The 12,075-nt window shown below is 46.4% G+C and carries 12 protein-coding genes and 1 pseudogene; 8 read left to right on the forward strand and 5 right to left on the reverse strand.

The window, feature by feature from the left end; translation table 11 throughout:
* Positions 1–74 precede the first annotated feature (74 nt).
* Positions 75–1,637: an alpha,alpha-trehalase TreF gene (gene treF / locus ABD920_RS15855; protein ID WP_345160421.1), complete on the forward strand. Its 1,563-nt coding sequence runs from the start codon at positions 75–77 to the stop codon at positions 1,635–1,637.
* Between the two features lie 961 nt (positions 1,638–2,598).
* Here treF and ABD920_RS15860 read toward each other — a convergent pair.
* The 4 genes and pseudogenes from ABD920_RS15860 to ABD920_RS15875 all read right to left on the reverse strand — a co-directional run bounded on the left by ABD920_RS15860 (position 2,599) and on the right by ABD920_RS15875 (position 5,781).
* Complete coding sequence (locus ABD920_RS15860; protein WP_345160423.1) at positions 2,599–3,495, reverse strand: adenylate/guanylate cyclase domain-containing protein; 897 nt, start codon at positions 3,493–3,495, stop codon at positions 2,599–2,601.
* Positions 3,496–3,548: 53 nt separating this feature from the next.
* Positions 3,549–3,851: a GNAT family N-acetyltransferase gene (locus tag ABD920_RS15865; protein WP_345160424.1), complete on the reverse strand. Its 303-nt coding sequence runs from the start codon at positions 3,849–3,851 to the stop codon at positions 3,549–3,551.
* 4 nt (positions 3,852–3,855) lie between these two features.
* Positions 3,856–4,491, reverse strand: a pseudogene (locus ABD920_RS15870) (alpha/beta hydrolase).
* Positions 4,492–4,803: 312 nt separating this feature from the next.
* Positions 4,804–5,781: a ring-cleaving dioxygenase gene (locus tag ABD920_RS15875; protein ID WP_345160425.1), complete on the reverse strand. Its 978-nt coding sequence runs from the start codon at positions 5,779–5,781 to the stop codon at positions 4,804–4,806.
* Positions 5,782–6,183: 402 nt separating this feature from the next.
* On the opposite strand from ABD920_RS15875, the gene ABD920_RS15880 reads away from it, so the two are divergent.
* The 6 genes from ABD920_RS15880 to ABD920_RS15905 all read left to right on the forward strand — a co-directional run bounded on the left by ABD920_RS15880 (position 6,184) and on the right by ABD920_RS15905 (position 10,295).
* Positions 6,184–6,762, forward strand: coding sequence for a Crp/Fnr family transcriptional regulator (locus ABD920_RS15880; RefSeq protein ID WP_345160802.1), 579 nt, complete (start codon positions 6,184–6,186; stop codon positions 6,760–6,762).
* Between the two features lie 116 nt (positions 6,763–6,878).
* Positions 6,879–7,541 (forward strand): NADPH-dependent F420 reductase, encoded by a 663-nt coding sequence (locus tag ABD920_RS15885; protein ID WP_345160426.1) that lies wholly within the window; start codon positions 6,879–6,881, stop codon positions 7,539–7,541.
* 50 nt (positions 7,542–7,591) lie between these two features.
* Positions 7,592–8,164: a YceI family protein gene (locus ABD920_RS15890; RefSeq protein ID WP_345160427.1), complete on the forward strand. Its 573-nt coding sequence runs from the start codon at positions 7,592–7,594 to the stop codon at positions 8,162–8,164.
* A gap of 22 nt (positions 8,165–8,186) precedes the next feature.
* Positions 8,187–8,639 carry a DoxX family protein gene (locus ABD920_RS15895; protein WP_345160429.1) on the forward strand — a complete coding sequence of 151 codons (453 nt, stop codon included), beginning with the start codon at positions 8,187–8,189 and terminating at the stop codon, positions 8,637–8,639.
* A 112-nt stretch (positions 8,640–8,751) separates the two neighbouring features.
* On the forward strand, positions 8,752–9,585 hold the full coding sequence (gene ygiD, locus ABD920_RS15900; RefSeq protein WP_345160430.1) for a 4,5-DOPA-extradiol-dioxygenase: 834 nt from the start codon (positions 8,752–8,754) through the stop codon (positions 9,583–9,585).
* A 59-nt stretch (positions 9,586–9,644) separates the two neighbouring features.
* Entirely contained in the window at positions 9,645–10,295 is a 651-nt protein-coding gene (locus tag ABD920_RS15905) for an alpha/beta hydrolase (protein ID WP_345160432.1), read from the forward strand.
* Positions 10,296–10,350: 55 nt separating this feature from the next.
* On the opposite strand, the gene ABD920_RS15910 is transcribed toward ABD920_RS15905, so the two are convergent.
* Complete coding sequence (locus ABD920_RS15910; RefSeq protein WP_345160434.1) at positions 10,351–11,214, reverse strand: SDR family oxidoreductase; 864 nt, start codon at positions 11,212–11,214, stop codon at positions 10,351–10,353.
* A gap of 148 nt (positions 11,215–11,362) precedes the next feature.
* Here ABD920_RS15910 and ABD920_RS15915 point away from each other — a divergent pair, with 148 nt between their 5' ends.
* The gene (locus ABD920_RS15915; protein ID WP_345160435.1) at positions 11,363–12,025 is read left to right on the forward strand and encodes an NADPH-dependent FMN reductase; all 663 of its coding nucleotides are present in this window, start codon (positions 11,363–11,365) and stop codon (positions 12,023–12,025) included.
* Positions 12,026–12,075 lie beyond the last annotated feature (50 nt).

Here is a 12,075-nt window from a genome sequence, read left to right on the forward strand (position 1 = left end):
CTATAAATGGAGAGTAGTACACAACGCTGCAAACTTTAAATAATAAGAAATTCTAACTTGAAAGCCAGAAATGCGTGAATAATGAAAAACAAAAAGAAATGAGATCTATAGAACCCCCACAGATTTACAGCGTAGTGCCAGCCATTTTACCACCTGACCAATTGTTTGGACCGCTATTCCACGATGTTCAGATGAATCACGTTTTCCCTGATTCAAAAACTTTTGCAGACTGTTACCCCAAGCGATCTCCAGAAGAAATTCTAAGTTTATATGAAATTGAAAAGCACGAGGAGGATTTTAAACTTTATGATTTTGTCTCAGCCTATTTTCACATTCCAGCGCCTATAACAACAGATTATACAAGCAACCAATTGTTACCGGCTACTGAGCATATCAATCAGCTTTGGCCATTGTTAACACGGGCGTCAGAAACGAATTGCTCCATGTTGCCTGTTCCAAAATCATATATTGTTCCTGGAGGTCGATTTAGAGAACTATATTATTGGGACAGCTACTTTACAATGTTAGGTTTACAATCGGCAGGAAAATATGGGCTGATAAGAGAAGTGGTTGATAATTTCGCCTATCTTATTGATGCTTATGGCCATATTCCCAATGCGAATCGCAGTTATTATCTTACCCGCTCACAGCCTCCATATTTCGCTTTGATGATACGCCTTCTTGCTGAAATAGATGGACCGGAAGTCTTTGCAAAATATCTCCCCCATATGCAAAAAGAATATAATTACTGGATGGATGGGTACTTTCGCCTCTCGGATAAGGAAACTTCTTTTCGCAGAGTAGCCATACTACCAGACGGCAGTATTTTAAATCGTTACTGGGATGACCTTCCTGCCCCTCGTCCTGAATCTTATCATGAGGATGTTGAAATGGCTCATTCCTCCGCCCCATTTGGTGTGGAGCCTGGAGCGCTTTACAGACATATAAGGGCAGCTTGTGAGTCTGGCTGGGACTTTTCTTGCCGATGGTTCAGAGATGTCGATCTTATGGAAACCATTCATACGACCGATATTATACCTGTAGATCTAAATTGCCTTCTATACGAACTTGAGCTAACGTTATCTGAAGCATATAATCAAAGCTCATTCTCAGATCCTTCTATCTATTTCCTTCAAAAGGCAGAAAAACGAAAAAAAGCAATGATTAAACATTTTTGGGATGATGACAAGAAATTTTTCATGGATTATGATTTAGCCCTGAATAAATCCACGACAGTAATGTCGCTGGCAGGAATATTCCCGTTGTTCACCAAGATTGTCACTAACGAACACGCACATCATGTTCACGAACATATCGCCAGCAGCTTTTTAAAGAAGGGGGGCGTCGTTTCGTCTCTCCACGAGAGTGGACAACAGTGGGACTTACCTAACGGTTGGGCTCCCATGCAATATCTAACCTATAAGGGACTTCGCAATTATGAGTTCTATGAGACTGCAGAAGAACTGAAAAAAAGATGGGTAGCCCTTAATGATAAAGTTTTTAAACAAACTGGCAAGATGATGGAAAAATATAATGTTGTAGATATTGATTTGCCCGCCGGAGGAGGAGAATACCCAAATCAGGATGGCTTTGGGTGGACTAACGGCATATATCTTTGGATGATGAATAATCCATAAAAATGGATTTGACGGAGTTTTTCTTTATAGTATTTTCAATCAGATGCATGATAATAACATGTCGTTTCTATCCTATGTAACGAGCATTGAAGCTTTATTTAAGAATGGAATATCAGGATGATCCTCTAATTATTAAATGTTGTAGTTTACGCAAATACCGTGTAGCCCATAAGTTTAAGAGCTTTTAAGGAAGTGTTTAGGTAATACAACCAAAGATAAAAAAGTATTCGATAAAATCTATAATGGGAGCAGCAAACTGGCACTTACAGCATGCCTCTTTTATCATTCGATTGATATTTTCTAAAAATGACACTTATGAAGAAGATACGCTACACAATTTTCTCAGTGTTGCTGCTGTGCAAGACTCTTAAAATTGCGTTTTGATTCTTACCACTGAAAATATTTACCTGTCTTCGAATAAAATTGATCGGCTGTTAGAATGGAGGAAGTGAAAAAACACACCTTCTCCAGCTAATAACAGATTTTATGACAAACAGGCAGTCAGATGCTGTTGTAGAAGAGGGTATTTACTGCACCTCTCCCGCCTGCAGAAACTTTTCCACAGCCATAAAATCTTTGTGGAAATGGTTCGATAATTCTATCCTACGGACTACTCGGTAAACAGCAAAAAGCGGCTTAGACTATAGTTTAAGCCGCTTTTGCTTTTCAAGATTAATAAAGAATCTCTTTAACTTTATAAACCCCTCTTCATCAGGCATTTACAAACTATTGCTTTGCAGACAATAAAGTATGCTTTTATTTCAAACACTCATCTTTAAAATCTGCGATGCAATATTAGGTAGTAAGACGCAGAAGTGATGATCAAATGCGCTAACTCGCAGGTAAAGAATTAGTCTGCTGGACATACATCTTTAATCTTGGTATTTTTCTTAATTCTTTCGTGGATTAGTAGTGCAGCATCAGGTTGAGCGTTTTACTTCTTCCTGCCGGGTTTTACTGGCTAAATAATTTCATAAGGTTTGCCAATCAGCTTTACTTCGTAAGGCGTGCTGACACCTTTCAGGTTGAGGTAGTCACAGCCCAGCGAATAAGGCGGATTTTTGAGTAGCCGGTAAGCAACTTCTGAAATCACAAAACTGTTATTCAGCTCTTTGGTGGACGCCTGCAGCCGGGCAGCAATGTTTACCGGATATCCCATCACCGTCAGGTTGTGGCTCAGTCCGATACCTACATTACCCACGATCACTTTCCCTACATGCACGCCAATGCCTACTTCAAAGGTGTGGTTAAAGTATGGCCGCATGTAAGTGTTATTAAAGATCCTGAGGTCTGATAGTATCTTGAAACCGGCCAGCACAGCCGACTCGGTAGCTTGTCTTATTTTACTGTTCAGCCCGAACACGGCATAAAGCCCGTCGCCGGCAGTATCTATAATTTCGCCATTGTATTGGGTTATGGCATTTTTAAATAGCGCAAAGATCCTGCGCATGATGTGGATCACATCGAAAGGTAAATTCGCCTCTACAAAGGGGGTGAAGTTTCTGACATCAATAAAGAAAAGCGCCAGCTTCCGGCGTTCTCCTATTTCTCCTATAGTAGTTCCCTCTTCTTTACCGTCTATAAAAATGTAACGGTCCGTATCATCCCGAACCAGGCGTTGAACCTGAACTCCTTCTCCACGCACCTGAGTCTGGCAGGCAAGGCGCACGTTGTCCGGAAACTTCTTGACATTTTTGATAGCTCTTTCACAGCTGGTAGGCGGTGTAAGATTTTCCGCTCCTTCCAGCACCATTACCCGGCAAGTAGTACACTGCCCTTTCCCACCGCAGGCGTGGTAGTGTGGTATACCATCTGCCAGCGATGCCTGCAGAATGGTCTGGCCCTCTTCTACCGGCACCGTTTTCTCACCTTTAAAATTTATATGGCAGGGCATTGGAGCTTTTAGTTAAGTTATAATTCAAAACCTTTGGCGGCTTCCTTTTTTACCAGATGCTGGTACTCCGGGTGCTTCTTCAGGTAAACTCGCATATATGGGCATAGCGGTACTAACTGCAAATTATTTGTTGCGATGTAATCCAGCACATATTTGGTCATAGCGCCCGCTATACCACGACCTTCCAGTTCTTTCGGCACTTCGGTGTGCAGAACCGTGATCACGCCTGGCCGCAGCTTATACGCAATAAAAGCGGTGTGGCCTTCTATTGTTGTCTCAAACCTGTGCTGTGCCGGATTATCTTTTACTTCTATCTCCATAGCCTTAACCATTCTTTGATGATTTAATAAGTTGGCTTGCCAGGTCCAGTTCTTCCTGCAGAATGGTGTGCGGCCTTCCCGGGTAGATCTTTTTGGTAACGATAGCTCCCAGCTTTTCCATCACTTCTACGGTTTCTTCTACTCTGTTTACGGGTACGTGCGGGTCAGGGTCGCCGGTAGTGATAAGCACGGGTGTGCCTGCAAAGTCGCCATTATACCTGTTCGTATCAACCTTTTCCCCGATCAGGCCACCTGTAAACACCAGAATACCGCCATACTTTTGGGCATTACGGGAAGTATATTATGAGGTAAGACAAGCTCCCTGCGAGAAGCCGCCAAAGTATAGATCCTCACCCTTAATGCCCTGTTCCAGTATACTTTTTACCAGTTCGTCCAGTTGCTGCAATGCGGAATCCAGGGCAGGTTGGTTCTGTGCTTCCGGTGCCATGAAACTATAGGGGTACCAGGTATTATTGGTAGCCTGTGGGGCATATAAGGTAAAGTCCTGCACAGGCAGGTAGTTTGCCAGGTCCAGTATACTTGGGGCGGTAGCGCCACGGCCATGCACCAGTATCAGCGCCTTCCCTGTTTCCGACAAGGGCTTGCCCTTGGTTTTGATATCCTTCTTATGTGTATACATGCTACTTTGAGTTTATAAAGTATGGATAACGCCGCTTACTTCAGGGTTACGAATACTGAGGTACGAACGGCCGGCTCCAGGTTGCGTGTTTTATGTCCTTTGCCGGTTATATCTTCCAGCAGCAGAACCTCCCCTGTTTCAAAGCGCCGCTTTTCGCCGAGCGAGGTTTCTATCTCTATTCCCCCATCCAGCAGAAAAAGGTATTGGCGGGCCGGTGCATTGTGAAAGTCGTAATCATACGTGGATACTGTAACTTTTACTCATAGCGCATGAATGAACAGGCTAAAGAATAGAATTAAGCGTATAGTTTATCTACTCTTTTACAAACTCTTTTGTACTTCTTATGGTATCAATCGGGCGAACCATTTTTTCAATCGTTTCGCGTTTCGGTTCCAGGAAAGGAGGCAGGGATAATTTCTCCCCCAGGGTTTCATACGGTTCGTCCCCCGTAAAGCCAGGCCCATCGGTAGCCAACTCAAATAAAATGCCTGGTGCTACCCTGGTGTAAACCGACTCAAAAAAGTGGCGATTGACGTAACCGGATGACGGGAGTCCGATGCTGCTAAACCGTTCAATCCATTCATCCAACACCGCCCGGTCTTCTACCCGAAACGCTACGTGGTGCACCGTACCAAAGCCTTGCTGGGCCATGGCCATATCCCCATTCTTTTCAACTACAATGGAGGCACCGTTTCCGCCCTCTCCCACTTCAAATAAATGGAATTCCCCTTCCTGGGCAGTCTCCTTAAATAAGAAAACCTTCTCCAGCACTTCCTTAAAATAGTCAAAGTCGCCGATACAGATGAAAACCGGACCTAAACCGGTGATGGCATACTCCAGGGGAACAGGACCATTTTGCCAGGGGGTGCCCGATGCTATACCTTTGTTTAACTCATCCGAAATTAACTGGTATTGCTGGTCATCAAAATCAGAGAAGGAAAGTGTTAGTTTGCCAAATTGTTTTATAAGTCCGGTGTGTTTGACATTTAACCGGTTAAACCGTTCTATCCAATAGGTCAGGGCTACATCATCCGGAACCCGGAAAGATGTTTTTGATATCTCGTTTGTGCCATGTACCCCTTTTGGAATTCCCGGAAAGTCAAAGAAGGTCATATCGGTTCCGGCACTGCCCTTGTCATCGGCGAAGAACAGATGGTAGGTCTGTATATCATCCTGGTTCACCGTTTTCTTCACGAGCCGCATGCCCAGTATATCAGTAAAAAATTCGTATATCTTTTCAGCGCTGCTGGCGATAGCGGTTACATGGTGTACTCCTTTTAGTTGATTCATGCTCTGTGTGCTTGTTTAGTCCTTTTATCAAGTATGCTACTTCCCTGAATAACTATACGCTGGTAATCAATTTGATAGGTATTAAATTTGGTATATGGCTTTATCATCATCTCATAACCGGCGTAAATCAACCCTATACTTTACTGTCAACCGTTTCAGGATCTAAGTCGCACGTCAAACTATAGATGGGCATCTCCAGAAACAGAACCACACCAGCAAATAAAAAAGAACTATAGCAGAGGCCTGCCGTGGGTGGAGTTGTGTAGTTTGAATATTCAGTATAAAAACCTGCGTAGGAAAGAGAACGGGTGGAGTATAATATGTAACTTGGTTGCAGAAACAGAACCGACGTAAAGCGCAGCTTGCTCTCCAATACCGAAAGCTGACCATACTATAGTTATGATGTACGATCTATTCTTCCAGAACTTAAACAGCAAAGTGGCGCTTACCGAAGCGGAACAGGAACAGATAAAGAAGTACCTCACCTTTAAGAAGCTCCGGAAGAAACAGTACCTGTTGCAGGAAGGCGATGTTTGTAAAGTAATTGCTTTTGTAGAGAACGGTGCCCTGCGCGCCTACTCTATAGATGAGAATAACAATGAGCGCATCATTCAGTTCGGTCTGGAAGGCTGGCTGATCTCTGACCTTTATAGTTTCCTGACGGGAGAGCCCGCTACCTATAACATAGACGCCATAGAAGATTCAGAACTGGTGATCATCAGCAAATCGGCCCACGAAGAACTGCTGCAGACGATGCCGAAGTATGAAACCTTCACCCGGCTGAACATGACAGGCGCTTACCTGGCCATGCAACGCCGGCTAACTTCCATTATAAGTGCCTCCGTGGAGGAGCGCTACCAGGATTTCATCAACCTTTACCCGCACATCGCGCAGCGCGTTCCTCAGCACATGATCGCCTCTTATATGGGCCTTACCCCCGAAACCCTGAGCCGCATCCGCAAAAGGATCTCCTCCAAATAACCAGCCTCATACTTCCTTAAAAGCATTGATTTGGATCAATGCTTTTTCTTGACCGGCCTCAATGCAGCGAGGCCTTGCGCTGCCGTACCTTTGTATTGTCAACAAATTAGAAGATTATGAAGACGATACAAACCATAGCGATTATAGGAGCCTCCGGAAACATGGGCTCTGCCATATCTAAAAGCCTGTCAAAGGGCAACTATAGATTACTGCTCTGCGCCAACGAATTGGATAAAGTTCAGGCAGTGGCAGATGAAATAAAAAGCAGTAATCCTGCTGCCGAAGTAGAAGCTGTTGATTGCACCCGCGAAGCAAGCTGGGAGGCCGACATTATCATTGCGGCAGTGCCTCATGGGGCCGAGCAAGAAGTAGCCGAGAAGATAAAGGAAGTAGCCAACCAGAAGATCGTGATCAGCATTGCCAACCCGCTGAACGACACTTATAACGGGCTGGTAACCGCACCGGACACAAGTGCCGCCGAAGAACTGCAAAAGCTGCTGTCCAACTCTAAAGTGGTCAAAGCATTTAACACCACGTTTGCCGCCGATTTCTCAACACCAACTATAGCTGGCAAGCAGGCAGACGCTTTTGTTGCCGGAGATGACAAAGAAGCTGTGCAAACAGTTTCGGAGCTGGTAAGCACCGCAGGATTCAATCCTATAGTTGCCGGAGACCTGGCCGTGAGCGGAACGCTGGAGCGCATGCAGTTGCTCCTTATCCAGCTGAACATGAAATACAACTATAACTGGCTCGCAGGCTGGAAGATCCTGCATCAATAATACATCCTCCATTTTAAACTATATAAACACCATTTTAAATTAGAAATTTTATGAAACGATTATCAGTAATTCTATTCGCATTTTTCTCCCTGACAGCTTTCACAACCCTGAATGCTGTCTGGACAAACGACGACGCACACTCGCAGCTTGGCTTCACGGTAAAACACCTGGGTATTGCCGATGTATCGGGCACGTTCAATGATTTTGACGCCACCATCACGTCCACAAAACCTGATTTCAGCGATGCGGTGGTAGAACTGACAGCCAAAACTGCTTCAATAGATACAAGGGTAGACGACAGAGACAAGCACCTGAAGAGCCCGGACTTCTTTAACGCCGAGAAATACCCGACCATGCACTTCAAAAGCACATCGGTGAAGAAGGCTGGCAAAGACAAGTATAAGGTTATCGGTAACCTGACCCTGGCTGGCGCAACAAAGCCGGTAACCCTGGACATGGTATACAACGGCACGGTTGAAAACCCGATGAGCAAAAAGCAGACAGCGGGCTTCCAGGTAACAGGCACCATTAAGCGCTCTGACTTTAACTTTGGCAGCGGCTTCCCGGCCCCGATGATCAGCGACGAAGTGCGCATCAAAGCGGACGGCGAGTTTATCCAGTAATCCTTAAAAGTATAGATCAGCAATGAAAAAGCTCATAAACGTGTACCAGAGCGCCAACAGCATTGATGTGGCGCTGCTGATAACCCGGGTAGGCATTGCAGCCTTAATGCTTGTGCATGGCCTGCCGAAACTGGGAATGCTGCTGGCAGATGCCCCGGTTCAGTTTCCGGCTGTGTTAGGCCTTAGCGCTAATGTGTCGCTTGCCCTGGCGGTATTCGCTGAAGTGCTTTGCTCCTTGTTGATCCTGGTAGGGCTGGGCACAAGACTGGCAGCTATCCCGCTTATCATCACGATGCTGGTGGCAGTATTTGTGGTGCACGGCGCCGACCCGTTTGCCAAGCAGGAGATAGGACTACTATACCTGATGCCTTACATCGTACTGTTGCTCACAGGCAGCGGCAGGTACTCCCTGGATTACCTGGTACTGCAGAAGGTACTCTGTGCGCGATACGAAAGAAAGCTTTCAATACAGTAAAATGACCAATGGGTGCTTCCGGGATTACATTATCCCGGAAGCAACTCTTATTTAAACAGCTGTTATGCAACGGAAACAGTTTATCAAAACACTTTTAACAGGAGTAGCAGGCATGACCACACTAACCGCTTTTAATAGATTTACAGACAGCCTGGGAGAGCAGGAGCAGCAGATGCCCGTTCTCTTTATAGGCCACGGTTCGCCTATGAACGGTATTTTAGACAACGAATTCAGCCAGAAATGGGCAAAGTTAGCCAAAGAGATCCCGACACCGAAGGCAGTGCTTGTCGTTTCAGCGCATTGGCTGAGCAAAGGCACCCGCATTACGGCCATGGATTTCCCGCAAACGATACACGATTTCGGTGGCTTTCCGCAGGAGTTGTTTGATGTGCAGTACAAAGCAACGGGCAGTGCGGAGATTGCGAAGGAAACCGCCTCCATCATCAAATCTACGCAGGTGGAAATGGACCACGACTGGGGCCTTGACCATGGCGCCTGGACCATAATCCGGCACATGTACCCGCAGGCCAACATACCGGTACTGCAGCTAAGTATAGATTATACCAAAGGCCCGCAGTACCACTACGACCTGGCAAATGAACTGGCAGCTCTCCGCAAAAAAGGTGTGCTGATCATGGGCAGCGGCAACATGGTGCACAACCTGCGCATGGTCGCCTGGGACAAACTGAACGAGAACGAATTCGGCTTTGACTGGGCGGTGCAGATCAACAACACATTTAAAGACCTGATCCGCAACGGCCAGCACGATAAGCTGATCAAGTATGAGCAATTGGGCAAGGAAGCCATGCTGGCCATACCTACCCCGGAGCACTACTGGCCACTGCTTTATACTTTAGGTTTAAAAGGAAGCAAGGATGATGTCTCCATCTTTAACGACAAAGTAGTAGGCGGCTCACTGACCATGACATCGGTGATGATCGGGTAAACAGCTCATCCTTTTTTAACTGATTAAACAACTGAACTATGGCAACTATAGAATCAACTATGAACAAACTTGAAAACGACCTGGCATTGCAGTACCTGGTACGCCCGGCCAGCAGTACCACTACGCATGCAAAAGCAGTGATTCTGCTGCATGGCGTTGGCAGCAACGAGCAGGACCTTTTCCAGTTGGCTACTCACTTCCCGGCCGACGTGACAGTGATCTCACCGCGTGGTCCGATTGTGCTGGGCAATGGACGCTATGCCTGGTACGAAGTAGATTTTAGTACGGGCAAGCCAACTATAAACCCGACCCAGGAGGCGCAGAGCAGGGAAACTATTCAGCTGTTTGTAGAGCAGGTAAAGGCAAAGTATAACCTGGACGAAGTATACCTGGGTGGCTTTAGCCAGGGCGCCATCATGAGTTATAGTATCGGTCTGAAGCACCCGGAACTGGTAGCTGGCATACTTGCATTCAGCGGAAGAATACTGCAGGAGATCAGGCCTTTGGTGCAGCAAAATGCAGCTTTACAGCAACTGAAGGTCTTTATCTCGCATGGCACGCAGGATAACATGCTGCCCGTGCATTATGCCCGCGAAGCAAAGGCGTACCTGGAGGATAAAGGGGTGCAGCTTACCTACCACGAAGAAGACATGGGGCACCAGCTAAACAGTCAGGTGGTTGCAGATGTGGTAAACTGGCTACAGGCGTAGCCAGCTTGTCATACTTATTTTATACGGCGCACCATTTCGGTGCATCCAAGCAAATTTACTGCGCCTTCTGGGCATTCTTTAAGGCATCGCTCACAGCAACCTTTAATGGTGTAGTGGGCCTGCCGATCAGTTTGGAGAGTTGGCGGCTGTCATCGTACACATCGTCCCGCGACACCGAAACGTCCCAACCTGCAATTGCCTTTGCTAAACCATCAGGCAAGCCAAAGCTGGTCAGAGCTGCTGCATAATCTGCCTCCGGCAAGTTCTTGTAAGGGATGTCTCTTCCGGATTGCCTGGAGATCTCCGAAGCCAGTTCGATCAGGGTGTAAGTTTCATCTCCGGCCAACTCATATACTTTCCCATCGTGCCCTTCACTGGTCAGCACGGCAACTGCCGCATCGGCAAAGTCGGCACGGGTGGCCGATGAGATCTTACCCTCCCCTGCGCTGCCAATAAATGCCCCGCCAGCCAGTGCGCCCGGAATGGAGTTGGTATAGTTCTCGGTGTACCAACCGTTTCGCAGAAGAGTATGCGGGATACCGGAATCTTTAAGGGCTTTTTCTGTAGCAAGATGTTCTTCTGCCAGGCTAAGCGAAGAAGTATCGGCATGCAGCAGGCTTGTGTAAACAATTCGTTTCACGCCCGCCTTTTTTGCCGCATCAATCACATGCTGATGTTGCTTTGCCCGCTTTCCAACTTCGCTCCCCGAAATCAACAACAGCGTATTTATACCCTGCAAAGCGTGTTCTAAGGTCTCAGGCGAGTCATAGTCAGCCTCCCGGGCTTCTATACCCAGTTCGGAGGCTTTCTCCGGCGACCGGACAAGCGCTACCAAATTGTCTGCCCCAGTTTTTGCTTTCAATTTTTCAACTATAAGTCGGCCAAGCTGTCCTGTGGCCCCGGTTATTCCAATTTTCATACTGATTGTTTTTTAGGTCTGTTAATTTCTTCAATACGCGAACAGTAAGTAAACAGGGATATTCCTGTTCTGAAAATTTGCCTTTAAGTGCTTGACATCCGTACGAATACTATTGTTTTGATAATCAATATTTTTGAAACGTGTCCTGATGGAAAAGCAACTAAAGAATACGGGTAGAGGCCAGACAAGCTTTTTGGTCTTTTCGGCATCGCTACGAAAGGGTTCGCTTAACACAAAACTGGCAAAACTGGCCGTCAAGGTTATTGAAAAAAATGGCGGCACCGTAGACTTTGCCGACATGGCGGAATTTGACTGCCCTACATTTAACCAAGACCTGGAAATTGACAATTACCACCCTGATGGGGCTGAAGCGCTGCGGAAAAAGATATTAGCAAACGATGCTTTTATTATCTCGTCGCCGGAATATAACGGATCCATGCCCGGCTATCTGAAGAATGTAATAGACTGGACATCCCGCTTTCGTCCGCAGCCATTCCACCAGCACCATGCCTTGCTCATGTCAGCTTCCCCGTCTATGGCCGGCGGCAACCGGGGGCTTTGGGCCTTGCGTGTGCCGTTTGAGCACCTGGGCACCAGGGTTTATCCGGATATGTTCTCACTGGCTACGGCCCACGAAGCTTTTAAGGAAGATGGCACCCTGAAAAATGAAACACTGGCCAAACGGTTTGAAGATAATCTGATAGCTTTTATGAACCTGGTGGAAGCATCCAAACATTATCCGTGCATCAAAAAGGCATGGGTAGAGTTCCTGGGCGAGAAACCTGCCAAAGAAACAGAACGTGTGGAATAAGTATAACCGGGCTTGTACCGTCTCTCCTATCTATATATAAAAACATAATA

Source organism: Pontibacter saemangeumensis (assembly GCF_039541895.1).
Taxonomy (GTDB): Bacteria; Bacteroidota; Bacteroidia; order Cytophagales; family Hymenobacteraceae; genus Pontibacter; species Pontibacter saemangeumensis.

What these genes read in the sequence shown, in the direction of transcription:
- ABD920_RS15915 (WP_345160435.1), top strand. Translation starts at nt 11,363, where the DNA reads ATGGAAAAGCAACTAAAGAATACGGGTAGAGGCCAGACAAGCTTTTTG.
- ABD920_RS15895 (WP_345160429.1), top strand. Translation starts at nt 8,187, where the DNA reads ATGAAAAAGCTCATAAACGTGTACCAGAGCGCCAACAGCATTGATGTG.
- ABD920_RS15865 (WP_345160424.1), bottom strand. Translation starts at nt 3,851, where the DNA reads ATGGAGATAGAAGTAAAAGATAATCCGGCACAGCACAGGTTTGAGACA.
- ABD920_RS15890 (WP_345160427.1), top strand. Translation starts at nt 7,592, where the DNA reads ATGAAACGATTATCAGTAATTCTATTCGCATTTTTCTCCCTGACAGCT.
- ABD920_RS15875 (WP_345160425.1), bottom strand. Translation starts at nt 5,781, where the DNA reads ATGAATCAACTAAAAGGAGTACACCATGTAACCGCTATCGCCAGCAGC.
- ABD920_RS15910 (WP_345160434.1), bottom strand. Translation starts at nt 11,214, where the DNA reads ATGAAAATTGGAATAACCGGGGCCACAGGACAGCTTGGCCGACTTATA.
- ABD920_RS15905 (WP_345160432.1), top strand. Translation starts at nt 9,645, where the DNA reads ATGAACAAACTTGAAAACGACCTGGCATTGCAGTACCTGGTACGCCCG.
- ygiD (WP_345160430.1), top strand. Translation starts at nt 8,752, where the DNA reads ATGACCACACTAACCGCTTTTAATAGATTTACAGACAGCCTGGGAGAG.
- ABD920_RS15885 (WP_345160426.1), top strand. Translation starts at nt 6,879, where the DNA reads ATGAAGACGATACAAACCATAGCGATTATAGGAGCCTCCGGAAACATG.
- ABD920_RS15880 (WP_345160802.1), top strand. Translation starts at nt 6,184, where the DNA reads ATGTACGATCTATTCTTCCAGAACTTAAACAGCAAAGTGGCGCTTACC.